This is a genomic window from Halosimplex rarum, assembly GCF_047715405.1.
Taxonomy (GTDB): Archaea; Halobacteriota; Halobacteria; order Halobacteriales; family Haloarculaceae; genus Halosimplex; species Halosimplex rarum.
The window spans coordinates 349,213-370,337 of the sequence record NZ_CP180412.1; the positions used below are offsets into that span (position 1 = coordinate 349,213).

At 68.7% G+C, this 21,125-nt stretch carries 28 protein-coding genes; 14 read left to right on the forward strand and 14 right to left on the reverse strand.

What is annotated here, in order from left to right:
* Positions 1-133: 133 nt before the first annotated feature.
* Positions 134-370 (reverse strand): UPF0058 family protein, encoded by a 237-nt coding sequence (locus ACMGFH_RS01645; protein WP_415381034.1) that lies wholly within the window; start codon positions 368-370, stop codon positions 134-136.
* 193 nt (positions 371-563) lie between these two features.
* Here ACMGFH_RS01645 and ACMGFH_RS01650 point away from each other — a divergent pair, with 193 nt between their 5' ends.
* Complete coding sequence (locus ACMGFH_RS01650; protein ID WP_415381035.1) at positions 564-968, forward strand: translation initiation factor IF-2 subunit beta; 405 nt, start codon at positions 564-566, stop codon at positions 966-968.
* Positions 969-980: 12 nt separating this feature from the next.
* Here ACMGFH_RS01650 and ACMGFH_RS01655 read toward each other — a convergent pair whose 3' ends face one another.
* The 3 genes from ACMGFH_RS01655 to ACMGFH_RS01665 form a co-directional block, all read right to left on the reverse strand.
* Positions 981-1,160, reverse strand: a complete 180-nt coding sequence (locus ACMGFH_RS01655; RefSeq protein ID WP_415381036.1) for a hypothetical protein — start codon at positions 1,158-1,160, stop codon at positions 981-983.
* 124 nt (positions 1,161-1,284) lie between these two features.
* Positions 1,285-2,262: a transcription initiation factor IIB gene (locus tag ACMGFH_RS01660; RefSeq protein WP_415381037.1), complete on the reverse strand. Its 978-nt coding sequence runs from the start codon at positions 2,260-2,262 to the stop codon at positions 1,285-1,287.
* A gap of 225 nt (positions 2,263-2,487) precedes the next feature.
* The gene (locus ACMGFH_RS01665) at positions 2,488-2,991 is read right to left on the reverse strand and encodes a hypothetical protein (RefSeq protein ID WP_415381038.1); all 504 of its coding nucleotides are present in this window, start codon (positions 2,989-2,991) and stop codon (positions 2,488-2,490) included.
* Between the two features lie 146 nt (positions 2,992-3,137).
* On the opposite strand from ACMGFH_RS01665, the gene ACMGFH_RS01670 reads away from it, so the two are divergent.
* Positions 3,138-3,590: a DUF5793 family protein gene (locus tag ACMGFH_RS01670; protein WP_415381039.1), complete on the forward strand. Its 453-nt coding sequence runs from the start codon at positions 3,138-3,140 to the stop codon at positions 3,588-3,590.
* A gap of 57 nt (positions 3,591-3,647) precedes the next feature.
* Here ACMGFH_RS01670 and ACMGFH_RS01675 read toward each other — a convergent pair whose 3' ends face one another.
* Positions 3,648-4,442, reverse strand: coding sequence for a Sir2 family NAD-dependent protein deacetylase (locus ACMGFH_RS01675; protein WP_415381040.1), 795 nt, complete (start codon positions 4,440-4,442; stop codon positions 3,648-3,650).
* A gap of 403 nt (positions 4,443-4,845) precedes the next feature.
* Between ACMGFH_RS01675 and sucC the strand changes: the two genes are divergently transcribed.
* From sucC to nucS, 7 genes are all read left to right on the forward strand, one after another.
* On the forward strand, positions 4,846-5,997 hold the full coding sequence (gene sucC, locus ACMGFH_RS01680) for an ADP-forming succinate--CoA ligase subunit beta (protein ID WP_415381041.1): 1,152 nt from the start codon (positions 4,846-4,848) through the stop codon (positions 5,995-5,997).
* Complete coding sequence (gene sucD / locus ACMGFH_RS01685; protein ID WP_415381042.1) at positions 5,994-6,866, forward strand: succinate--CoA ligase subunit alpha; 873 nt, start codon at positions 5,994-5,996, stop codon at positions 6,864-6,866. The genes sucC and sucD overlap by 4 nt, the downstream gene beginning before the upstream one ends.
* Positions 6,867-6,955: 89 nt before the next feature.
* Positions 6,956-7,357 carry a hypothetical protein gene (locus ACMGFH_RS01690; protein WP_415381043.1) on the forward strand — a complete coding sequence of 134 codons (402 nt, stop codon included), beginning with the start codon at positions 6,956-6,958 and terminating at the stop codon, positions 7,355-7,357.
* Positions 7,358-7,422: 65 nt separating this feature from the next.
* Positions 7,423-8,301: a DUF3891 family protein gene (locus ACMGFH_RS01695; protein ID WP_415381044.1), complete on the forward strand. Its 879-nt coding sequence runs from the start codon at positions 7,423-7,425 to the stop codon at positions 8,299-8,301.
* A 96-nt stretch (positions 8,302-8,397) separates the two neighbouring features.
* Positions 8,398-8,583 carry a hypothetical protein gene (locus ACMGFH_RS01700; protein WP_274324448.1) on the forward strand — a complete coding sequence of 62 codons (186 nt, stop codon included), beginning with the start codon at positions 8,398-8,400 and terminating at the stop codon, positions 8,581-8,583.
* Between the two features lie 63 nt (positions 8,584-8,646).
* Positions 8,647-9,207 carry a DUF6735 family protein gene (locus tag ACMGFH_RS01705; RefSeq protein ID WP_415381045.1) on the forward strand — a complete coding sequence of 187 codons (561 nt, stop codon included), beginning with the start codon at positions 8,647-8,649 and terminating at the stop codon, positions 9,205-9,207.
* An 82-nt stretch (positions 9,208-9,289) separates the two neighbouring features.
* Entirely contained in the window at positions 9,290-10,048 is a 759-nt protein-coding gene (gene nucS, locus ACMGFH_RS01710) for an endonuclease NucS (protein ID WP_415381046.1), read from the forward strand.
* A 31-nt stretch (positions 10,049-10,079) separates the two neighbouring features.
* Here nucS and mutS read toward each other — a convergent pair whose 3' ends face one another.
* Positions 10,080-12,884 (reverse strand): DNA mismatch repair protein MutS, encoded by a 2,805-nt coding sequence (mutS, locus tag ACMGFH_RS01715; protein ID WP_415381047.1) that lies wholly within the window; start codon positions 12,882-12,884, stop codon positions 10,080-10,082.
* A 118-nt stretch (positions 12,885-13,002) separates the two neighbouring features.
* Here mutS and ACMGFH_RS01720 point away from each other — a divergent pair, with 118 nt between their 5' ends.
* The gene (locus tag ACMGFH_RS01720) at positions 13,003-13,335 is read left to right on the forward strand and encodes a thioredoxin family protein (RefSeq protein WP_415381048.1); all 333 of its coding nucleotides are present in this window, start codon (positions 13,003-13,005) and stop codon (positions 13,333-13,335) included.
* Between the two features lie 14 nt (positions 13,336-13,349).
* Here the strand turns inward: ACMGFH_RS01720 and ACMGFH_RS01725 are convergent, their stop codons facing one another.
* The 7 genes from ACMGFH_RS01725 to ACMGFH_RS01755 all read right to left on the reverse strand — a co-directional run bounded on the left by ACMGFH_RS01725 (position 13,350) and on the right by ACMGFH_RS01755 (position 17,523).
* Complete coding sequence (locus ACMGFH_RS01725; protein WP_415381049.1) at positions 13,350-14,126, reverse strand: sensor domain-containing protein; 777 nt, start codon at positions 14,124-14,126, stop codon at positions 13,350-13,352.
* Between the two features lie 95 nt (positions 14,127-14,221).
* Positions 14,222-14,566 carry a hypothetical protein gene (locus ACMGFH_RS01730; RefSeq protein ID WP_415381050.1) on the reverse strand — a complete coding sequence of 115 codons (345 nt, stop codon included), beginning with the start codon at positions 14,564-14,566 and terminating at the stop codon, positions 14,222-14,224.
* A gap of 64 nt (positions 14,567-14,630) precedes the next feature.
* On the reverse strand, positions 14,631-14,969 hold the full coding sequence (locus ACMGFH_RS01735) for a hypothetical protein (protein ID WP_415381051.1): 339 nt from the start codon (positions 14,967-14,969) through the stop codon (positions 14,631-14,633).
* A complete protein-coding gene (locus ACMGFH_RS01740; RefSeq protein ID WP_415381052.1) occupies positions 14,966-15,325 on the reverse strand; it encodes a helix-turn-helix domain-containing protein in 360 nt (119 codons plus the stop codon). The genes ACMGFH_RS01735 and ACMGFH_RS01740 overlap by 4 nt, the downstream gene beginning before the upstream one ends.
* Positions 15,326-15,401: 76 nt before the next feature.
* Positions 15,402-15,719: a hypothetical protein gene (locus ACMGFH_RS01745; protein ID WP_415381053.1), complete on the reverse strand. Its 318-nt coding sequence runs from the start codon at positions 15,717-15,719 to the stop codon at positions 15,402-15,404.
* Positions 15,720-15,797: 78 nt separating this feature from the next.
* A complete protein-coding gene (locus ACMGFH_RS01750; protein WP_415381054.1) occupies positions 15,798-16,832 on the reverse strand; it encodes a ferredoxin--NADP reductase in 1,035 nt (344 codons plus the stop codon).
* A 55-nt stretch (positions 16,833-16,887) separates the two neighbouring features.
* The gene (locus ACMGFH_RS01755; RefSeq protein WP_415381055.1) at positions 16,888-17,523 is read right to left on the reverse strand and encodes a DsbA family oxidoreductase; all 636 of its coding nucleotides are present in this window, start codon (positions 17,521-17,523) and stop codon (positions 16,888-16,890) included.
* Between the two features lie 167 nt (positions 17,524-17,690).
* On the opposite strand from ACMGFH_RS01755, the gene ACMGFH_RS01760 reads away from it, so the two are divergent.
* The 3 genes from ACMGFH_RS01760 to ACMGFH_RS01770 all read left to right on the forward strand — a co-directional run bounded on the left by ACMGFH_RS01760 (position 17,691) and on the right by ACMGFH_RS01770 (position 19,806).
* Complete coding sequence (locus ACMGFH_RS01760) at positions 17,691-18,416, forward strand: hypothetical protein (protein WP_415383297.1); 726 nt, start codon at positions 17,691-17,693, stop codon at positions 18,414-18,416.
* 71 nt (positions 18,417-18,487) lie between these two features.
* Positions 18,488-18,847 (forward strand): hypothetical protein, encoded by a 360-nt coding sequence (locus ACMGFH_RS01765; RefSeq protein ID WP_415381056.1) that lies wholly within the window; start codon positions 18,488-18,490, stop codon positions 18,845-18,847.
* A 77-nt stretch (positions 18,848-18,924) separates the two neighbouring features.
* The gene (locus ACMGFH_RS01770) at positions 18,925-19,806 is read left to right on the forward strand and encodes an EamA family transporter (RefSeq protein WP_415381057.1); all 882 of its coding nucleotides are present in this window, start codon (positions 18,925-18,927) and stop codon (positions 19,804-19,806) included.
* A gap of 56 nt (positions 19,807-19,862) precedes the next feature.
* Here the strand turns inward: ACMGFH_RS01770 and ACMGFH_RS01775 are convergent, their stop codons facing one another.
* Entirely contained in the window at positions 19,863-20,030 is a 168-nt protein-coding gene (locus ACMGFH_RS01775) for a hypothetical protein (RefSeq protein ID WP_415381058.1), read from the reverse strand.
* Between the two features lie 158 nt (positions 20,031-20,188).
* Between ACMGFH_RS01775 and ACMGFH_RS01780 the strand changes: the two genes are divergently transcribed.
* Positions 20,189-21,112, forward strand: a complete 924-nt coding sequence (locus ACMGFH_RS01780; protein ID WP_415381059.1) for a phosphotriesterase — start codon at positions 20,189-20,191, stop codon at positions 21,110-21,112.
* Positions 21,113-21,125: the final 13 nt, after the last annotated feature.

Here is a 21,125-nt window from a genome sequence, read left to right on the forward strand (position 1 = left end):
GAACGAGCACGTACCGACTCGGAGAGCGGAACGCGGTCGGAGCGAGACGAGAGGTGAGGAGAGGTGAGAAGTCAAGAACGGGAGAGACGGCAGTCAGGGAGATAAGTGAGTCCGACAGAACGGGACCGTTCGTTCAGTCAGCGGAGGCCGGGACGCGCTCGCGCGTCTCGGTCTCCATCTCGGACGTGATGCCCTTCGCCAGCGCAAACACAGCGTTCTTGTGGTCGGTTTTCGATTTGTGGATGGACGTCGGCTTTACGCCGAGCGTGGTGTACTTGTCGTGTTCCACCTCGTCGCCTGTCTCCATCTCATAGTGATTCTCCACCTGAGCAAGCAGGCCGTGAAGGTGAATGAGCTCCTGCTTTTTCATAGTCAACCGGTCCTAGCCCCTGGAGGGTAATAGTAGTATCCTGAGTCGCGTTAACATGCGCCTTCTCATAAACCGTGTACAAAAGGGTCCCGATATCGGTCGGGGCGATTACGAAATCGCGTCGGGGCGGTCGGATTCCCGTCCGTGGGCCCGGGTTGAAAGACTTTTACCCGGGGACGGGCTTCTCATCGGTATGGACTACGACGACATGCTCGACCGGGCGCTCGACGAGACGCCGGACATCGAGGGGAGCTCCGACCGGTTCGAGGTGCCCGACCCCGAACTCCGCCAGGAGGGGAACGTCACCGTCTTCGAGAACTTCCAGGACACGTGCGACGCGCTCGGACGCGACGACGACCACGTCATGCAGTTCCTGCAGAACGAGATCGGGACGAGCGGCCACATCGACGAGAGCGGGCGCGCGCGGCTGACCGGCGAGTTCAGCGTCCGCCGGGTCAGCAACGCGGTCGACGAGTACGCCGACGAGTTCGTCCTCTGCCCGGAGTGCGGGCTCCCGGACACGCACTTCGAGCGAGAAGGAGGGGTGCTCCTCCTGCGGTGTGAGGCCTGTGGCGCGCGGTCGGCGACGAGCGGGTAGTCGGCGCCCGCGCTACCCGAGTGTTTTCAAGGTCTGCAGATCGCGGTCGGTCCGCGTGAACTCCGCGAGCCGCCTGCTCGCGTGGCAGTTCGGACAGTGATAGACGTCGGTGTGCTCCGGCAGGTCCGTCGGCGTCGACTCCCAGTCTTTGGTACATTCCGGACAGAGCAATCTGACGTACGCTTCCTCCATGCGATACATACACACGCACCCGGAGGATAAAAAGACCGGTGCGGCGGGCGGCCCGCCGCGAGCGACACGTCGTCGATGAACCATCAGATCGGCCGCGACCCGGCGGGTCGCGTCGAAGCCCCGATCAGGCGGGGGCGTCGACGGCTTCGAGCAGCTCCTTGTAGCGGTTGCGGATGGTGACCTCGGAGATGCTGGCGACGCCGCTGACCTCGCTCTGGGTGACCTTCTCGTTGGTCAGCAGCGCGGCGGCGTACACGGCGGCGGCCGCGAGGCCGACGGGGCTCTTCCCGCTGAGGATGCCCTGGTCGCGGGCGCTCTCGATGAGTTCGCGCGCGCGCCGTTCGGTGTCGTCCGAGAGGCCCAGGTCCGAGACGAACCGCGGGAGGTAGCTCTCGGGGTCGGCCGGCTTGATCTCCAGGTTCAGTTCGCGGACGACGTAGCGGTACGTCCGGGTGAGCTCCATCTTCTCGACGCGGGAGACGGCGGTCATCTCGTCGAGGCTGCGCGGCGTGTTGGCCTGCCGGGCGGCGGCGTACAGCGCCGACGTGGCGACGCCCTCGATGGAGCGGCCGGGCAGGAGGTTCTCCTCCAGCGCGCGGCGGTAGATGACCGACGCGGTCTCGCGGACCGTCTTCGGAAGGCCGAGCGCGGAGGCCATCCGGTCAATCTCGCCGAGGGCCTGCTTGAGATTTCGCTCCTTGGAGTCGCGCGTGCGGAAGCGCTCGTTCCAGGTGCGCAGGCGCTGCATCTTCTGGCGCTGGTTCGAGGACAGCGAATTCCCGTAGGCGTCCTTGTTCTGCCAGCCGATATTCGTCGAGAGGCCCTTGTCGTGCATCATGTTCGTCGTCGGTGCACCGACGCGGGACTTCTCGTCTTTCTCCGAGGGGTTGAACGCCCGCCACTCGGGGCCGTGGTCGATCTCGTCTTCCTCGACGACCAGGCCGCACTCCGAACATACGGTCTCGCCGTGTTCGGTGTCGGCGTCGAGTCGCCCGCCGCACTCGGGACACTCTCGCTCGCTCGTCTGCTCGGACTCGGTCTCCTCCTGCAGTCGTTCCCGCGTCTGCTCCTCCGCGCTGGTTCGAATTGACGTATCACTCATGATGGGGTCGGGAGCGGCTCACCGGTGGCGAAAACCATATATTCCGGCGCCGCTGGTCCTAACACTACGTAAGTACGAAAGGTATTTAAACCTTTCGCAGGCGCGGGTGTGATACATGATCGCAGATCACTCGGAATCGGCTAATTCACTGCCTAACGAGCGGATATCTGGGTTTCGAAGGGATCGACCAGGTTCGGAGGTCTGCCGGTAGATATATGTGGGTGTTCAGGTCCGTTCGATGCGGAGGAGCGCCCCCCCCAGCAGCGCGAGGAAAAGCGGGCTGATCGGGATCGTGAGACCGGCTTTGTGCTGCCAGAGGAACACGGTCGCGACTGCGTAGACGAGCGCCGTTGCGACGAGGAGGCCGCCCATCACTCTGACGGGGTCGACCGGGAGTCCCTCTACGCGACCCTCGTCGAGGTAGTACACGACGCTCAGTGCGAGCGGGAGGGCGAACAGCGCGGCGGCGGCGACGGCGGCCCAGGCGGCCGATCGGACCTGCGGGGTGACGAACCCCGGGAGTTCGGCGATCCAGAGGAACGACTCGACGGCGATGTTCGAGCCGAGCAGGAACTGGAACTGGAAGTAGGTGTACCGGATGATGACGAAGGTGAACGACTCGGCGCTCTGCGACGGGCGGAGAACGGTCAGCGACCACGGCAGCAGCGCCGAGATCCACGCGGAGACGACCGCCAGTTCGCCGGCGTACTCGGAGTCGACCCAGGCCATTACCTGATGAGCGCGACCCCCGTGTGGTAAAAGCTACCGGCTCCGACCGATCGCAGGCGCAGTCCGTTCAGACGGGCACGTCTGCAGACGGAAACCGCTGGCGGCGTTACGTTCATGGCTCCCCGCGTTCTAGGGTGACGTGTCGAATGAGGCGCGATTACGTCACGCTGGACATCCGCCAGGCCGACCAGGACGGCGACCACCTGCCGACGGCCGTACTATCGTACGACGGGCCGACCGACCTCCTCGAGGAGCGCCTCACAGACCCCGCGGGCGACCCGCTCGACCGAGAGCGGATCGACGTCGCGTTCCGCCGCCAGTCGACGGGCGAGGACGCCGGCGGCGTCTTCAGTCTCGCGAACCGGATGACCGGAGAGTTCGTCGTCGAAGTGAACGCGGAGGCGTCGTCGATCCGGACGCTCGTCGACGCCGCGCGCCGCGACGACGACCCGGACGACGCCGACGGCTGCTACCGGGTCGTCGTTCGCCGCGACGGCGAGGAGGTCGCGTCCTACGAGAAGCGGACGCTGCTCGTCTACGACGACGAGGGCGGCCTCCTCCGCCAGCACAGCCTGATCCCGAGCGGCGTCGAACTGTAACGTCCCCGACTCCCGCAAGTTCTCGGCGCCCGGCCCGTGCGCGGTGTGGCGCCACCGCTACGCGTCGTCGGCCGTTTCGACCGCCTCCACCAGCGTCGGCAACGCCTCCGTCACGTCCGCACGCAGGTCGTAATCGGCCCGCTCGGAGCAGGTCGTCGATTCGAGGTTGATCACCGCCAGCGTCGCGCCCGCCTCGGCCGCGATCTCGGGGAGTATCGCGGCCGGACGGACGGTCAGCGACGACCCGATCGCCAGGAACACGTCACAGCGGCGCGCCGCGACCTGCGCCCGGTCGAACGCGTCGTCGGGCAACCCCTCGCCGAACAGGACCACGTCGGGCTTGAGGACGCCGCCACAGTCGCACGTCGGCGGCCGTTCACCGTCCCGCACTCGCTCCCACACCGGGTCGGCCGGCTGCGTCGCGCCGCAGCTGTCACACGCGGCTCGCGCGCTCGTCCCGTGTAGCTGGATCACCGACGCCGACCCCGCGGCCCCGTGCAGCCCGTCGACGTTCTGCGTGACGAGCGTGTCGAGATACCCCCGCTCTTCCAGCGTCGCGAGCGCTTCGTGGGCGGCGTTCGGTTCGACGCCGTCGCCGTACATCGTCTCCCGGAGTTCGAGGCGGTCGGTCCAGAACCCCGCGGGGTCGGCGTCGAACCGGCGACGGTGGAAATCGGCCGGGTCGTAGATTTCCCAGACCGGGTCCGGCGCGTCGTCGTCGTCGGTCGACTCGCCACGGAACGGGGGGATCCCCGAGGGGACGCTTACGCCGGCGCCCGTGAACAGGACCACTCGCTCGGCGGCCGCTATCTCGCTCGCGAGCGCGTCGACCCTCGATCCGTTCGACTCCATAGCAGGAGACACGGTGGAAGACTGGAAAAGACTCCCGCCACGAGGTGTCCCGGACGGAAGCGACGGACCGACGGATCGACCGGGCGACGCGACGGTCCGTCGGCTGATACAGGGGTCCGCCGACGCAACGCCAGACCTCCGACGATCCGCCTCACCTGTCGCTGGCGGGCGGATGATGGACGGAAAGAGGGGGGTGATGGGTGGGGGGTAGGTAGAGTGGGGTGGGTGGTGGGTGGGTGAGATGGAGATGTCGGCACCAAACGGTGCCTACATTCGTCTGAATCGCTCGGGAATTAAATTCCTTGTGCCCCAGGTTTCAGAAGTGATAATGGTCAGCCAATTTCCCTGGCTTCGGTTCGGATGAGCGGGATTTAAGCGGTCGCCGGACCGCGTTCCGAGTGACATGCGATTGCACGAATACCAGGCCAAGCAGGTCTTCTCCGACGCCGGCATTCCGACACCGGCCTCGGAACTGGCCGGGACCGTCGACGAGACGGTCGCCGCGGCCGAGAAGATCGGCTATCCGGTCGCCGTGAAGGCACAGGTACACGTCGGCGGGCGCGGGAAAGCCGGCGGGATCAAGCTCGTCGAAGACAAAGAAGAGGCCCGCGAGGCGGCCGAGGACATCCTCGGGATGGACCTCAAGGGCTACACCGTCGAGCGCGTCCTCGTCGAGGAAGCGGTCGACTTCGTCAACGAGCTCTACGTGGGCGTCACGATGGACCGCGGCGAGGGCGAGCCCGTCGCGATGGTCTCGACCCGCGGCGGCGTCAACATCGAGGAGGTCGCCGAGGAGGACCCCGACGCCATCGCTCGCGAGCACATCGACCCCGCGTTCGGCATGCACCCCTACCAGGCGCGGAAGGTCGTCTACGACGCCGGCGTCGACCGCGCCATCGCCAACGACGTCGCCTCGATCCTGCGGACGCTCTACCAGCTCTGGGACGACCGCGACGGCGCCGACGCCGAGATCAACCCGCTGATGGTCACCGGCGACGACGAGGTCATCGCCGCCGACGCCGTCTTCAACGTGGACGAAGACGCCCTCTTCCGCCAGCCCGAACTCGCCGAGATGGAGGAGGAAGGCGAGTTCGCCGAGAGCGAGCTCGAACGGAAGGCCGACGAGTACGGCTTCGACTACGTCCGTCTCTCCGGGAACGTCGGCATCATCGGCAACGGTGCCGGTCTGGTCATGACCACGCTCGACCTGGTCGACCACTACGGCGGTACGCCCGCCAACTTCCTCGACGTGGGCGGCGGTGCGAAGGCCGACCGCATCGCGAACGCGCTCGACATGGTCTTCTCCGACGAGAACGTCGACTCGGTCGTGTTCAACATCTTCGGCGGGATCACCCGCGGCGACGAGGTCGCCAAGGGGATCAACCAGGCGCTCGAACAGTTCGACGAGATCCCCAAGCCCGTCGTCGTTCGACTGGCCGGGACGAACTGGGAGGAAGGCATGGAGATCCTCAACGAGGACCTCGTGACCGTCGAGAAGACGCTGGAGGACGCCGTCCAGCGTGCGGTCGAGTACGCCGAGGAGGTGGAAGCATGAGTGTTCTAGTCGACGAAGACAGCCGCGTCATCGTGCAGGGTATCACCGGCGGTGAGGGTAAGTTCCACACCGAACAGATGATCGAGTACGGGACGAACGTCGTCGCCGGCGCCGTCCCCGGCAAGGGCGGCCAGGAGGTCGCGGGCGTCCCCGTCTACGACACCGTCGAAGAAGCCGCCGAGGAGGAGGACGCCGACACGTCGGTCGTGTTCGTCCCGCCGGCGTTCGCCGGCGACGCCTGCTTCGAGGCGCTGGGCGTCGACGCGCTCGACCTCGTCGTCACCATCACCGAGGGCATCCCGACCCAGGACGTCTCCCGCGTCTACCGCCGCCTGCAGGAGACCGACGCCTACCTGATCGGCCCGAACTGCCCCGGCGTCATCACGCCGGGCGAGGCCAAACTCGGCATCCTCCCGGGCAACATCTTCGAGGCCGGCCGCGTCGGCCTCGTCTCCCGCTCGGGCACGCTGACCTACCAGGTCGTCGACAGCCTCTCCCAGCGCGGCATCGGTCAGTCGACCGCCATCGGTATCGGCGGCGACCCGATCATCGGCACCTCGTTCGTCGAGGCGCTCGCGCTGTTCGAGCAGGACGACAAGACCGACGCGGTCGTCATGTGCGGCGAGATCGGCGGCGAGGACGAAGAGGAAGCCGCCGCGTACATCGACGAGTACATGACCACACCGGTGGCCGGCTTCATCGCCGGCCGCACCGCCCCGCCGGGCAAGCGGATGGGCCACGCCGGCGCCATCGTCTCCGGTTCCGGGACCGGCACCGCCCAGTCGAAGATCGACGCGCTCGAATCGGCGGGCGTCCCCGTCGGCGACACCCCCGAGGAAGTCGTCGACAACGTCGAAGACCTGCTGTAGCGGTTCTGTCGTTCTCCCGATTCCCCGTTTCGCTGCGACCGTTCGCCGACGGAAAGGGTTACGTCTCGACGAGTCGACCGACCGACAGTATGTCCGCCCTCCCCGACGACTGGACCGAGCCCGATTCGACGGCCGGGACGCTCGTCGACCTCGGCTGGCTGGTGCTGGTCGTCGCCGTGTTCGGCGTGCTCGCGCTCGTCGAACCGCTGTTCGTCGCGGTACCGGCAACCCTGACCCGTGTCGCCGTCTCCGCGCTCGTCGGTGCCGCCCTCGCCGTTGCGCTCGTCGCGCTCTCGGTCGAGAGCGAACGGGTGCGGAGCTTCTGGACCGGGGATTCCGCCCCGCGGTTCGCCGCGCTGTTCGCGTTCGTCATGGGGATGCAACTGTGTCTGTGGGTCGCCCCCGGGTGGACGGTTCTCGTGACGCTCGCGACGGCGGTGGCCGCGGTCCCCACCCGGGTGTTCTTCTACTATCGCCACCGTGAGCGATAGGCACAGCCGTCTCCGGGCGACCGGACCGGCGACGCATCTTTCACCACGCCGGTCGAACTGCGGCTGTGATAGTCGCCGAGACGGCGGAGGGCTACCAGTTCGTCACCCAGCCCGACCACGCCGCCCTGGCCGGCCAGTTCGCCGACCACTGGGGGACCGACGACACCGGTCCGGACACGACCCAGTTCGACCGGCCGGACCCGTTCGCACCGCTCGCGCTGGCCGCCTACGCCCACGACACGGGCTGGCGGGACTTCGACCGGCATCCCCGGCTCAGCGACGACGGCGAGCCGATAGACTTCCGGGAGATGCCGGCAGACCCGTGGATCGACCTCTACGACGAGGGCATCGACGCCGTCGTCGAGGCGGACGCCTACGCGGGCCTGCTCGTCTCGATGCACGGCGCCGGGCTGCGCAAGCGGCGCTACGGGCTCTCGCCGGGCTGGCCGGAGACGCCAGAGAGGTTCCGAGCCTTTGTCGCCTGCGAGGAGCGCCGGCAGGACCGACTCGCCGAGCGCCTCCGCGCGGACGAGCCTCGTCCGAGCCTGACTGACGCCGACTACGAGTTGCTGGACTCGCTCCACGACTCGGCGGGCGTCCCTGACGGCTACGACGGCCGTCTCTGGGCGGACTACCGGCGCCTCCAGGCGTGGGACGAACTCTCGCTGGCGTTCTGTATCACCGGGGATCCCCCCGGCTACGACGAGATCGAGGGGGTTCCGACGAGCGGTCCGCGCGCTGGCGCGACGCTGTCGATAACGTCGCTCGACTCGGGCGAGTACCGCGTGGACCCGTATCCGTTCGCCGGGTCGCCGCTCGACGTGTCCGTGCCGCTGCGGCGCGTCGACGCGGACGCGTTCTCCGACGAGGGCTCCCTCGTCCACGCGTACTACGAGGCCGACCGCGAGACGCGCTCGATCACGCTCACGGCCGGCGGCCAGTAGACAGTCGGACGCGGTGCGTCGACGCGGGAATCGCGCGACCGTCGACCCGATCCGGCCGCCAAAGCGATATATCGACGGCCGTCCATGGGGCGTGGTATGGAAGACCAGGCGTGGCGTTCGGTCGACGTCATCAAGAACACGCAGGGCGAGCCGCACGTGCTCCAGCAGCGGGTGACCGTCTACACCGCGGGCGTCACGGAGGAGTCGTCGGGCTACACGAAGCCCGAGGTCCAGCACCGGCTCGTCCCGCTCAAGAGCCTCGTCGAACTCGACAGCGGGTAGCGCCGGCCGACGCTTCGCCCGTCCGAGCCTTTATCAACTAAACCGGGACCAACCCGACTCGCCGTGGGAGCGCGCGCGATGGTCGCCGTGGCGCGACCGGACGGCCGGTACGACTGCTACCACTCGCAGTGGGGTGGCAAGCACCTCGACCGGCTGGTCGCGCGGGCACGGAACGGCGAGGTACCCCCCGACTTCGTCGACTCCGAGCCCGTCCGCACGGCCGTTCCCGTCGACCGCGTCTTCGCCCGGATCGACTCGCGAGGCTACGAGGCACTGGTCGCGGTCGCGGTCGACGGAGCGGTCGAGGCGTACCTGGTGTGCCGGCCGGGCATCGAGACCGGCCGGCGGACCGGGCCCGACGCCGCGACGGCAGGTCCTCCAACCGACGCGGCGGCGTCGTTTGTCCGTGGCGCCGCCGTGCTCGTGCCGTGGACCGACGCGGCGACCGCCGCGCGCATCCGACGGTTTTCACGTACCGCGAAAGAGGTCCTCGGCGACGCCGTCGACGCCGGCCTCCTGTCACCACAGCTGGCGACGGCGTACCTCCTCGTCCGGTTGACCCGGCACCCCGACGTTCGCGACGAGCTCGTCTGGTTTCCTCCAGGGGGTGAGACGGCGGCGTAGTCACGCTTCCCGCGCCGTTGCTCGCCCCTCTCGCCCGCCCCGTGTCGCGCGGTTTTTACCCCCCGACGGCCAATGGCGAGTCGTGACTGCCGTCGAAGACGGACTCCGGCTGGAGACACGCGAGCGGCCGGACCACGAGACGGCCCGGGACCTCGTGGCCGCGGCCATCGACGCGGGCGCGCTGGTGACCGTGGTCGGTCGCTGCACTGTCGACTACGAGGGCCGCGCGTCGAGCACGCTCGGCCCCGGTGAGCGACTGGTGATGCTCAAGCCCGACGGCGCCGCGCTGGTCCACACCGACGAGGGCCAGCAGCCAGTCAACTGGCAGCCCCCCGACTGCGAGCACGAGGCGACGCTCGACGACGGTCGGCTGCTGGTCGAGAGCCACCGCGAGACGCCCGACGAGCACCTCGCGGTCGACTTCGAGTCCGTGCTCGAAGTGTCGGCCTACGGCCTGACCGACGAGCGGGACCTCTCGCTGGAAGGGACCGAGGAGGACCTGCGCCAGCGCATTCTCGACGAGCCGTCCCTGATCGAGAAGGGGTTCACCCCGCTCGCGACCGAGCGGGCGACGCCCGCCGGCGCCGTCGACATCTACGGCGAGGACGCCGACGGCCGGGCGGTGGCCGTCGAACTCAAACGCCGCCGGGTCGGTCCCGACGCCGTCGGCCAGCTCGGTCGCTACGTCGACGCGATGGAGCGGGACCTCCACGCCGAGACGGAGATGCGCGGGATCCTCGTCGCCCCGTCGGTGACCGACCGGGCGAGTCGACTGCTCGCCGAGCGCGGCCTGGAGTTCGTCCCGTTGACGCCGACCGGGACCCCGGAATCCGCGGACTGACCGGTAGCGGACCGGACCGGGCGGCCGCCCCTCACTCGTCCAGCGACGCTTTCAGTTCGGCGAGCGCGTTCATCGCTTCCAGCGGTGTCATCGTCGCCACGTCGAGGGCTTCGAGTTCCTCCGCGAGCCGCGCGTCCGCCGCCGAATCGGCGTCATCGCCGGCGAGTACGTCGCCGTTCTGCGCGCCGTCAGTCGTGTTACTGACCCGAACGCTCTCGGACGCGTCGTGGCCGTTCGTCTCCGCGGCGGGCCCGCGGGCGGCGCCCGCGTCGCTCTCGTCGAGCAACTCCCGCGAGCGCTGGACCACGTCGGCGGGGACGCCGGCCATCTTCGCGACCTCGATGCCGTAGGACGCGGCCGCGGCGCCCGGCGCGACCTCGTGTTCGAACGCCACGTCGTCGCCCTCGCGCTCGGTCTCGAAGTGGAGGTTGAACACGCCCGGTAGCTCGTCGGCGATCGCGGTCAGCTCGTGGTGGTGGGTGGCGAACAGCGTGGTCGCGCCCACCGCTTCGTGGACGTGTTCGGTGACCGCGCGGGCGATGGCGAGGCCGTCGGCGGTGCTAGTTCCCCGTCCCACCTCGTCGAGGAGGACCAGCGAGTCTTCCGTCGCATTCTGGAGGATGTCGGCGAGTTCGGTCATCTCGACCATGAACGTCGAGCGACCGCCAGCGATGTCGTCGCTGGCGCCGACGCGCGTGAACACCCGGTCGACCACGGGCAGCCGGGCCGACGCGGCGGGGACGAAACTCCCCGCTTGCGCGAGGACGGCGATGAGCGCGACCTGCCGCATGTACGTCGACTTGCCGCTCATGTTCGGTCCGGTGATGACCGCGAAGAAGTCCTGTTCGTCGAAGTGGGCGTCGTTCGGGACGAACCGCTCCTCCGTGCGCTCGACGACCGGATGGCGCCCGGCCTCGACGTCGAAGCCGTCGGCCCCGACCTCGGGCCGGCTGTAGTCGAACTTCGCCGCGACGCTCGCGAAGGAGACGAACACGTCGAGGCGGGCGAGCCGCTCCGCCAGTGCCTGCACGCGCTCGGACTCCTCGGCGACGTCGCGGCGGACCTCGCAGAACAGCTCGTATTCGAGGTCGTCGGCGCGCCCCTCGGCGCGGATGATCTCGTCCTCGCGCTCCTTGAGTTCCGGCGTGACGAAGCGCTCGGCGTTCTTCAGCGTCTGGCGGCGCGTGTAGTCGTCGGGCACGCTGTCGAGGTTGGGATCGGTCACCTCGATGTAGTAGCCGTGGACGGAGTTGTGCCCGACCTTCAGCGAGTCGATGCCCGTGCGCTCGCGCTCGCTGGCTTCGAGGTCGTCGATCCACGCTTTCCCCTCGCGCTCGGTCTCGCGGAGCGCCCCGAGTTCGTCGTCGAACGCCGGCTTGACGACGCCGCCTTCGGTGAGTTCCGCGGCGGGGTCCTCCCGAACGGCGCGGTCGATCAGGTCTCGCACGTCCGCGAGCGAGTCGAGGTTCTCGCGCAGTTCGACGAGCGTCTTCGATTCGGCGTCGGCCAGCGCCTCCTCCACGTCGGGGACGACCGCGAGCGTGTCGTGGAGCGACCGAAGGTCGCGGGCGTTCGCCCGACCGCGGGCGACGCGGGAGACGAGTCGCTCGACGTCGTACACGTCGTCGAGCAGTTCGTGGAGTCGCTCGCGCAGCGTCACGTCGCCCGTGAGTTCCGCGACGGCGTCGTGACGGGCGGCGATGCGGTCCTCGTCGAGCAGCGGGCGCCGCAGCCAGTCGTTCAGTTTCCGACGGCCGAGCGCGCAGGCCGTCTCGTCGAGCGCGTCGACGAGCGTCAGCCCCTGGTGGCCGTGGACCGCGCGCCGGTCGAACAGCTCCAGGCTCTCCAGGGCGACCCGGTCCAGCAGCATGTACTCACGCGGGTCGTACCGCGTGAGGTGGTTGATGTAGTCGAGCGCGGCGGTCGGCTCGCCCTCGGCGCTCGCGCCATCTGGGCCGGCGACTGCCGCCGTCGAGTCGTCGCCGATGTCGCCCGCGTCGGGGTTGCCGCCGCGGGTGTACTCGGCGTAGGCCAGCAGGGCACCGCAGGCGCGGACCTCGGCCTCGTCGGCGAGGCCGAGGTCGCCGAAGTACGCCTCGACGCGCTCGCGCGCCGACTCCGTCTGGAAGGCGGTTCTCTCGTACGGCGAGACCATGCAGTCGCCGTCGAAGACGTCGACCGGCGCGTCCGGGCCGACGATGGCCTCCGCTGGGGCGAACCGGCCGAGTTCGTCCGCGATCGAGTCGAGGCGCCCGGCGCTGGTGGCGTAGCAGTCGCCGGTCGACACGTCGAGCAGCGCCAGCCCGTAGGGCCCGTTCTCGTCCGCCCCTGGCGCGGAGGCCGGACCGGTGCGGTCGGTACGGTCGGTCGATCCGTCGCTGTCGCCGCCGTCCGATTCGGTGGCGGTCAGGCAGGCGACGTAGTTGTTGTCCGGGCTGCGGAGGAGTTCGTCCTCCGTGAGCGTCCCCGGGGTGACGACGCGCGTGACCGCTCGGTCGACGACGCCGGTCACCTCGTCGGGATCCTGTACCTGGTCGGCGACGGCAACCCGGTAGCCCGCCTCCAGCAGCCGTTCGATGTACGACTCGGCGTTGTCGATGGGGATGCCCGCCATCGCGTACTCGCCGGTCGAGTCCTCGCGCTTGGTGAGCGTGATCTCGCAGAGCCGCGCGACCCGCTCGGCCGCTTCGCAGAACGCCTCGTAGAAGTCACCCACCTGGAATAGCACGAGCGAGTCGTCGTACTCCCGGCAGAGCTCGAAGTACTGGGCCATCATCGGCGTCAGATCCCCCTCGCGGTCGGCCATCTTCGCCGGCGCACCCAGAGCCGCGTCCATGGGTGTGAGACAGCGGACCGTCCGGGTTATATCCATCGGGTCCGCGTCCCGCGACCGGCGCGGCCGCTGTCCGGACGACCGGCGCGACGCTTACACGTCTCGGGACCGTGGATCCGGTATGGCTGCGACACACGACCGCCCGGTTTCGCTGTCGAATCGCGACGACCTCGACGAACTCGTGGCCGACCACGACCGCGTCCTCGTCGAGTTCCACACGGAGGGCTGCGGCAAGTGCAAAGCGATGGAGCCGGTCCTGAGCGCCGTCGCCCGGACCACCGACGCGGTCGTCGCGACGATGAACCCGCGCGACGACCCCGTCCTCGTCGACGAGTACGACGTGCGCAGCGTCCCCAAACTCATGCTGTTCGTCGACGGCGAACTCGTCGCGACGCGCGAAGGGGAGGTCCCGAGCGTCGACGAGGTCCAGGCGTTCGTCAGTGGCGAGAACTGAGCCGGAGCGGCGAGTTACACGTCCAGAATCCGACGGACCGTCGACCGGTCGGTCCCGCCGAGCAACAGGGACGCGTACCAGCCGGCGATCCGCGCGGCGAAGTTGCAGACGTGGAGCGAGAGTATCACCGCGAGCACGCCGAGTCCCGAGACCGCGAGGGCCTCCGGGAGCGTCGTGACGTACCACGTCGTCACCCGGAAGGGGATCGTCAGGCCGACCTGCCAGGTCTGGAGCGCGAACTCGATCGAGGGCTGTGCGCTCACCTCACCGGAAACGGGGTGGACTCCCACGTTGACGTCCTCGTAGTACAGCGGGACGAACAGCAGCGACAGCGATATCGCGCCCAGCGAGACGAGGAGGGTGAACGCCCCGATACCGAGCGCGAGCTTGCTCACGAGGTAGACCAGCCCCTTCCACGTCGAGAGGCTGGTGAAGACGTATTTGAGGTGGGCGATGGGGTCGGAGAGCGGCGGTTCGGTGGTATCGGCGTCGACGGCTGGCACGTCAACGACGAGGGCTCGATCGGCGATCCACCGTTCGAGCGCGGTTAGTTCGCGGGTGAGGTACACCAGCGCGACGAGCAGGGCGATGCCGACGAGGAGTATCGACAGTCCGATGCCGAGGCTGAACCCGACGGTGAAGCCGACGAAGTAGATCAGCCCGAGCGGGAACAGCGCAGAGAGGTACAGCAAGTTCGCGTACGTCTGGAGGCGGAGGGTGACCCGGAAGAACCGCCAGAGTAAGGCGCGCGGGCCACCGGAGACCCGTGGGAGCGAAACCCGTTGGCTCATTGTGGGCTTCTCGGCCGCGGGTGTACTAAAACGATTGGTGATAGTGCAGACAGGTAACAGTGAGTCTATCGAAAACTGCCGACTGCGATGGTCGATCACGCGCCCGTCAACGCGTAGAGGATCGACCCGAGGCCCAGGATCTCCAGGATCGTCCAGGCGAGGACGGCCGCGGCGTCGCTGGTACCCAGCGGTCCGGCGAGCGCCGTGGTGACGACGAACGGGAGCGCGGTCACGAGGAAGATGCCGAGGCCGAGGAACAGCATCGGGCGGCTGTCGTTCCGGCGGTAGCCGCGGAACGCCTGGTAGGAGACGAACAGCCCGACGACGGCCGTCAGGGCCCCCGCGAGCGTCGCCGGCGTGACGTCGACGACGGTCTGGAGCGGCCGGCCCGTCTCCGCGAATGCCAGTGCCAGAGCGACGGCGACAGAGGCAGCGCTCATCGGCCCACCTCCGGGCGGGCGGCGGTCGACTCGGTCGCGTCGGCGGTGTGTCGCGTGGGGTCGATCATGGTTGTCCGTAGATGGCGTAGAGGATGCACCCGAGCCCGAGCAGTTCGCTGACGGTCGTCGAGAGGAGTCGGAGGGACTCGGGCGTCTCCGTGAACGTCGGGAGCAGGATGCGGAGGGCGATGGGCCCGCCGGTCAGGAGGACGATGCCGACCGCGAGGAACAGCATCGCGCGATCGCGGGTTCCCCGATACCCTTTCAGCGCTTCGTAGGCGATCAGGACCGAGAGCCCGGCAGCCACCGCGAGACCGAACAGGGCCAGGGCGGCGACGACGGCGGACCCGCCGGTGGCGGAGACCTGTGTGGGCATCGAGGCGAGGGTGGTAGTTATTGTCATGGTTCGGTCAGTCCCTCGAACAGGCGCGTGAACCGGTCGGCGGCGTCCACTTCGCGGCGCGACACGTCGATCGAGTACTCGCCGTCCTCGATCTCGACGGTGACGCGCTCGACCCGCGTCTGGTAGGTCTTGTAGTGGTGGCCGTCGGGGTCCAGCTGCTGCTGTTCGACGACGAGGTCGTGGTCCCGTAACTGTTCGATGCGGCGATAGATCGTCGGCTCCGAGGCGTCACAGCGCTCGGCGAGCGCCGAGGCCGACAGCGGCTCCCGGCTCGACTCGACCAGGATCGCGCGGGCGTACTCGTCGTCCAGCAACGAGATCACCCCCGACTCCTCGGGATCCTGGCCCGCGCTCATCACTCGCCGCTATTCCCGGCGGGCTTATAAAAGGGTCCACACGGTTTCCGAGTCGGAAACCGCGGCCCCCCGGCGGCTAGACGAGCTGCGCGACCCAGTTCGCGGCCAGCACGAGGAACGCACCGGTCGAGACGACCGGCAGAACGTACAGATAGGCGGGCGCCGGTTCGGCTCCGTCGTGGAGGGAATCCGGATTGCGGTGCATCCAGACGGCGCTGGCGAGCGCGAACCCGCCGACAGCCGCCAGCCCTGCCGCAGTCGTCGTCGCGGTGCCCGCGAGCCCCGCCAGCGCGAAGTCGCCGACGTACACGAGGCCCATAAGACCGACGACGTACGCGAACACGTCGACGCGTCGGACCCGCTCGCTCGGGGTCCGGGAGAAGGCGGTGACCATATCGGTACGTCTCGCTTCGTTCACAGGAATGTTTCGGTCGACGCGCCGGTGCGCTGCTCGCCCGTCGTTCCGATCAGACTACCCGAACCCCTCGGCGTCGATGCGGTCGTCGGGGACGCCGACGGACTCGGCGGCGTCGACGAGGCTGTGGACCATCGCGTTCAGCCCGCAGGCGTACACCTCGGCGTTGCCCGGGTCGATGCGCGCGTCGACGCCGGAGTCGGGCGACTCGCCGAGCCACCGCTCCAGTTCGCGGCCGAGCGGCGCCGTCACGGCTGATTCGTCGACGTGTTTCACGAACGCGTGCTGCACGTAGTCGGTCTCGCCGGGCCACTTCGAGAGATAGGACTCGCGACTCAGACACGGGACGAAGTGGAAGTTGTCGCGCTCGGCGGCGTACTCCCGGAACGCCTCGCGGTAGGGCAGGTCGTCCTCCCAGGCGGCCCCGAGGAAGACCCACACGTCCCGCTGTTCGCCCTGCACCTCGTCGAGTCCCGTCTCGAAGACGTAGTCGACCATGCCTTTGAACGGCGCGACGCCGGTCCCGGTCGCGAGGAAGACCAGGTCGCGCCGCGAGGGGTCGTCGAGGACTAACTCGCCGCGCGGCCCGCGCATCGTCACCCTGTCGCCCACCGAGAGGTCCCGGCAGAGCTGCGGGGACAGGTCGCCGCCGGGGACGCGGCGGACGCAGATCTCGACCGTGTCGCGGGTGGGCGAACTCGCCAGCGAGTACGCCCGGGAGTTGCCGCAGTAGCGCAGGCCGACGTACTGGCCGGCGAGGTACTCGAAGGGCTCGTCGGGCTCGAACTCGATCCTGGTGAGCATCGGATAGGGCCGCTCGTAGCGCTCCATGAGCGCCCCGCAGCGCCGCGCGAAGCCGTGATAGCCGTCCGCGCGGAGCTCGCGGACGAGCGTCTCCCAGTCGTCGTAGTCGGAGACGGTCTCGTAGCGGTCGGCCAGGCCCGCCTCCTCGAACCAGTGGTCGACCGCTTCCCGGACTTCCTCGGTCCGGTCGCGGTCGAGGTCCTCAGTCGCGACGACCGTCGCCGACTCCGTCACTAGCGGCAGGTCGGCGATGCGGTCGTGCTTCGACGCGTGTTTCCTGACGGTCATTACCCTGTCGTGGGTCCGCCAACGGGAAGAAGTGTGGGTCGGCGCGCGGCCCCGATCAGGAGCCTTCGACCAGCCGCTCGATGTGCTCCGGCGGGACGGCGCCGCGTGCCGCGTGCTCGTCGTAGACGAACGTCGGCACACCGGTGACGCCCTGCTGGCGAGCCGCGTCGAACCGCCGTTCGACCTCGCTGCGCCATTCCTCGTCGTCGACGGCGGCACGGATCTCCTCGGGGTCGAGGTCGGCTTCCTCCGCCAGGTCGGCGAGCACGTCCGCGTCGCCGATGTCGCGCTCGTCCTGCCAGAGCGCCTCGAAGATCGCCACGTCGAACGCGAGCCACTGCTCGTAGGGGTAGTGCTCTTTGACGTAGAAGGAGGCGACCTGCGCCGGCAGCGAGTCCACGTCTCGCGACAGGTCGAGGCTCATCTCGACGCCGTACTCCTCCTGTAAGCGCTCGACGTTCTCCTTCGCCTGCTCGAAGTACTCCTCGTCTTTGCCGTCGTCGACCGAGTGGTCGATCGACCCGTCGGGGTTGCGCTTGCCCGCCCGCAGGTCGAAGGGGTGCCAGTCGATCGCCAGTTCCTCGTCGCGCTCGTCCTGGTACTGCGAGAGGGACTCGCGGCCCAGGTAACAGAACGGACAGACGTAGTCGGAGTAGATCCCGATGCGTTCGGCGGTCTCGGCGTCGCTCATGGACGGCGCTAGCGACCGGACGCGGAAAAGGCACGCGACGGACGGCGGCCCGGCGGGGATCGGACGGGCGAAACCCGACGAAACGTCCGGGAGGAGTACTTTTATCACGAGTATTCGGCATTTTGACGCGTATGTCGACGACGACTATCAGAGGGACGGTCGGCGGGCTGGGCCGGCGGGCCAATCCGGCGTTCGCGGTGGCGGTGGTCTTCGTTCCGCTCGCCGCGCTGGGCTACGCGCTGACGGTCGCATCGCTCCAGGGACACACCTACGTTCACGTCATGGCGGGCGTCCTCTGGACGGGCATCGACATCTTCATCGGCGCGGTCCTCGGGCCGGTCGTCGGCGGCCTCGACGACGAGCAGAGCGCCGCGGTCTTCCAGCGGCTGACGCCCAAGACCGCGTTTCTCCTGCCGTCGCTCGCCACGGTGACGATCGCGAGCGGGCTCACGCTCGCCCAGAAGGTCGGCATGTTCCCCCACGCCGAGCCGTGGCTGGCGCTGTTCACGGCCGCGAATCTGATCCCCGTCTCGCTGCTGATCGGCTGGCGGCTGAACTGCTACGGCGACCGGCGCTGGCAGGCCGTATTCGCCGTCGTCACGGTCGGCTCGCTCGCGTGGGTCGCGCTCACGATCGGCCAGTTCCAGATGACCGAACCGGCCGTCGTCGTCGCGCTGGCCATCGTCACGATCCTCTCGGTGCAGGGCTTCGGCTTCCTGATGCCCGGCGAAGTGCGGATGTACCTGGAGATGATATCAGCGGAGCCCGACCCGTCGGTCATCGCCGCCATCGGGAAGCAGAACGCGATGCTCGGCGGCGTCCAGGGCGTCTTCCAGCTCCTCCTGATCCTCGACATGGTGTACCTGCGCTACGGCGGCATCCCCTGGCTCTGAGCCGGACCGACGCCGGGTGACCGCGTCGCCGACCGCTTACCTTTTTGGGGTGTCGAGTTCTGACCTCGACTATGGGACTCGTCACGGCCTTCGTCACGTTCCTCGTCGGGGCACTGGTCGGTGGGTTCGGCATCTACGTCGGCGCCGAACTGATCGCGGACGGCGGGAGCTTCGAGAAGGCCGTCACCGCGGCGATCATCGGGTCTGTCGTCTGGGCGGTCGTCGGCACGTTCTTCGGCTGGATCCCGCTGCTCGGCCCGGTGCTGACGTTCGTCGCGTACCTCGCCGTGCTGAACGTGGCCTACTCGGGCGGCTGGGTCGAGGCGCTCGGTATCGCGGTCGTCGCCTGGCTCACGCTCGTCGTCGTCTTCACCGTCCTCGGCCCGCTCGGGCTCGGCGTCTTCTCCGCCGTCGGCGTCCCCTGGGTGTAGACTCGCCCGGTGTCGTCTGGCTGTCGTAACCTGCCGCGGAAGGGAACGCTCTTGGTCCCTCGGGGGAATCCTCCGCCGTGTTCGGCCCGGAACCCGGACTGGTGTACGCCGGTCTCGCGGCGCTCGTCCTCGGCGTCTACCTGTTCTGTATCAAGCGCTACTTCAGCGACTACCCGTCGACGGTGTACGTCGCGCTGACGTTCGCCGCGTCGCTCGTGTGGTACCTGCCGATCGCCGCTGTAGCGAGCGACGGCCCGTTCCTCCCCGAGGGGTTCGGCGCCCTCGGCGTCGGCATGTTCGTCCTCACGGTCGGCGGGTCGATCCTGGCCTTCCTCGCCTCGTTCCGCGCGATCGCCGTCGGCGACGTGTCCTACGTCGCGCCGATCAGCAAGCTCGTCGCCGTCTTCGTCCTCCCCATCGAACTGGTCTTCCTGCACGAGCACCTCTCGGCCGTCCAGATCTTCGGCGTCCTGGTCGCGACCGCCGCGGTGTACGTCGCCAACTACGAGCCCGGGAAACTGATCGACCCGTTCGTCCGGGCCGCCCACTCGCGGCCGGCGCAGCTCGCGCTCGCCAGCGCCGCCATCTTCGGCGTGGTCGACGTCGGCAAGCGCGTCCTGATGCAGGAGCTGCAGGTGCCGCCGGAGACGTTCAATCTCGTGCTCTTCGTGGTCGTACCGCTCGCGCTCGCGCCGCTGGCCGCCCGGCGGCTACCCGACGGCGTCCGGGAGGACCTGCACCTGTTCGCGGGCGTCGGGCTCCTGATCGCCGTCGGCGAGCACTTCGTGATGCTGGCGTTCTCGACGCTGTCGGCCAGCCTCGCCTCGCCGATCATCAACACGCAGGCGGTCATCGCCGTCCTGCTCGGCGGCGTGATCCTCGGCGAAGACGCCTTCAGGGTGCGACTCGTCGCCGCGGCGTTCGCGATCGCCGGCGTGACGCTGATCACCGTCGGGTGACCCCGGGGCGACGCCCAACACCGTCGGGTGAGAAGTGAGCGCAGTCGCCGCTGGGCTTACTTTGTCGGTCCGTACGCGCGTACGTCCTCGAAGTCGATGGCGTAACTGGCCTGGATCCAGGCCTCGGTGTTCTGCCGGTCGTAGAGCACCAGATCGCCGTCGATGGTCTCGAAGGTCCCGCATCGATCCGTCGCGCCTTCCGGTCGCCGCTGCGTCTCGGACATCGTATCGTTCGCTCTAACTGCTGTCGGTGAATGAGTTAAGCTTTACCATGGGTGCAATACACACCCTCATTATTGTATAAGGTGTCGTCGCGGCGCGGAGACGGGTCGCGCTCGTCGGTGTGAGAGGTGTTACGGTCCTCGCTCTCGTGCCGACACGCATGGAACTCCACACGACGCGGGGATCGCTCGACCGCGGCGACCTCGGGCTGATACTGCCGCACGAGCACGTCTTCGTCGACCTCGGGCCCGCGGAGGAGGCGAACTGGCGCGACGCGGACCCCGAAGCGGTCGTCGAGGTGATGGCGCCGGAGGTGGAGCGCGCCCGCGACGCCGGCGTGACCGCACTCGTCGAGGCCACGCCGGAGGGCGTGGGCCGCCGCGTCGACGTCGACCTGGCCGTCTCGGAGGCCACCGACTTCCCCGTCGTCGTCCCGACGGGGATCTATCAGGAGCCGTCGATCCCCCAGTGGGCTCGCGACGCGAGCGAGGACGAACTGACGGAGTGGCTGGTCGGCGAACTCACCGACGGGGTCGGGGACACCGGCGTCACCGCGGCGTGGATCAAGGTCAGCACCGACGACGACGATCCGACCGGCCTCTCCCCGGACGAGGAGACGATCCTCAGAGCGGCCGCTCGGGCCGGCGATCGGACGGGTGCGGCCATCGGGAGCCACACGCTCCACGGCGAGGTGGTCAACCGGCAACTAGACGTGATCGAGGAGGTCGGCTACAGCGCCGAGCGGTTCATCTGGATCCACGCGCAGGCTGCCGACGAGCGGTACCACCGCGAGGTCGCCGAGCGGGGCGCCTACGTCGAACTCGACTGGATCGGCGGCGACGACCAGGCGGACGCCGACTACGTCGACTGGATCCGGGGACTCCGCGACGCCGGTCACACCGAGCAGATTCTCCTGAGCCAGGACCGCGGCTGGTACGACCCGTCGGAACCCGGTGGCGGGGAGCAGCGACCCTACACCTACTTCACCGACGAGTTCCTGCCGCGACTCCGCGAGGCGGACTTCGAGGAGCGGACGATCCGCCGGCTGACCCACGACAACCCGTTCGACGCCTACGCTCGCTGATCCCGGTCACGAC

Coding starts and splice junctions, on each gene's coding strand:
- ACMGFH_RS01670 (WP_415381039.1), top strand. CDS start 3,138: ATGAGGCGCGATTACGTCACGCTGGACATCCGCCAGGCCGACCAGGAC.
- sucD (WP_415381042.1), top strand. CDS start 5,994: ATGAGTGTTCTAGTCGACGAAGACAGCCGCGTCATCGTGCAGGGTATC.
- sucC (WP_415381041.1), top strand. CDS start 4,846: ATGCGATTGCACGAATACCAGGCCAAGCAGGTCTTCTCCGACGCCGGC.
- ACMGFH_RS01645 (WP_415381034.1), bottom strand. CDS start 370: ATGAAAAAGCAGGAGCTCATTCACCTTCACGGCCTGCTTGCTCAGGTG.
- ACMGFH_RS01720 (WP_415381048.1), top strand. CDS start 13,003: ATGGCTGCGACACACGACCGCCCGGTTTCGCTGTCGAATCGCGACGAC.
- mutS (WP_415381047.1), bottom strand. CDS start 12,884: ATGGACGCGGCTCTGGGTGCGCCGGCGAAGATGGCCGACCGCGAGGGG.
- ACMGFH_RS01740 (WP_415381052.1), bottom strand. CDS start 15,325: ATGAGCGCGGGCCAGGATCCCGAGGAGTCGGGGGTGATCTCGTTGCTG.
- ACMGFH_RS01700 (WP_274324448.1), top strand. CDS start 8,398: ATGGAAGACCAGGCGTGGCGTTCGGTCGACGTCATCAAGAACACGCAG.
- ACMGFH_RS01665 (WP_415381038.1), bottom strand. CDS start 2,991: ATGGCCTGGGTCGACTCCGAGTACGCCGGCGAACTGGCGGTCGTCTCC.
- ACMGFH_RS01765 (WP_415381056.1), top strand. CDS start 18,488: ATGGGACTCGTCACGGCCTTCGTCACGTTCCTCGTCGGGGCACTGGTC.
- ACMGFH_RS01735 (WP_415381051.1), bottom strand. CDS start 14,969: ATGACAATAACTACCACCCTCGCCTCGATGCCCACACAGGTCTCCGCC.
- ACMGFH_RS01780 (WP_415381059.1), top strand. CDS start 20,189: ATGGAACTCCACACGACGCGGGGATCGCTCGACCGCGGCGACCTCGGG.
- ACMGFH_RS01690 (WP_415381043.1), top strand. CDS start 6,956: ATGTCCGCCCTCCCCGACGACTGGACCGAGCCCGATTCGACGGCCGGG.
- ACMGFH_RS01650 (WP_415381035.1), top strand. CDS start 564: ATGGACTACGACGACATGCTCGACCGGGCGCTCGACGAGACGCCGGAC.
- ACMGFH_RS01755 (WP_415381055.1), bottom strand. CDS start 17,523: ATGAGCGACGCCGAGACCGCCGAACGCATCGGGATCTACTCCGACTAC.
- ACMGFH_RS01675 (WP_415381040.1), bottom strand. CDS start 4,442: ATGGAGTCGAACGGATCGAGGGTCGACGCGCTCGCGAGCGAGATAGCG.
- ACMGFH_RS01730 (WP_415381050.1), bottom strand. CDS start 14,566: ATGAGCGCTGCCTCTGTCGCCGTCGCTCTGGCACTGGCATTCGCGGAG.
- ACMGFH_RS01775 (WP_415381058.1), bottom strand. CDS start 20,030: ATGTCCGAGACGCAGCGGCGACCGGAAGGCGCGACGGATCGATGCGGG.
- ACMGFH_RS01725 (WP_415381049.1), bottom strand. CDS start 14,126: ATGAGCCAACGGGTTTCGCTCCCACGGGTCTCCGGTGGCCCGCGCGCC.
- ACMGFH_RS01750 (WP_415381054.1), bottom strand. CDS start 16,832: ATGACCGTCAGGAAACACGCGTCGAAGCACGACCGCATCGCCGACCTG.
- ACMGFH_RS01655 (WP_415381036.1), bottom strand. CDS start 1,160: ATGGAGGAAGCGTACGTCAGATTGCTCTGTCCGGAATGTACCAAAGAC.
- ACMGFH_RS01745 (WP_415381053.1), bottom strand. CDS start 15,719: ATGGTCACCGCCTTCTCCCGGACCCCGAGCGAGCGGGTCCGACGCGTC.
- ACMGFH_RS01660 (WP_415381037.1), bottom strand. CDS start 2,262: ATGAGTGATACGTCAATTCGAACCAGCGCGGAGGAGCAGACGCGGGAA.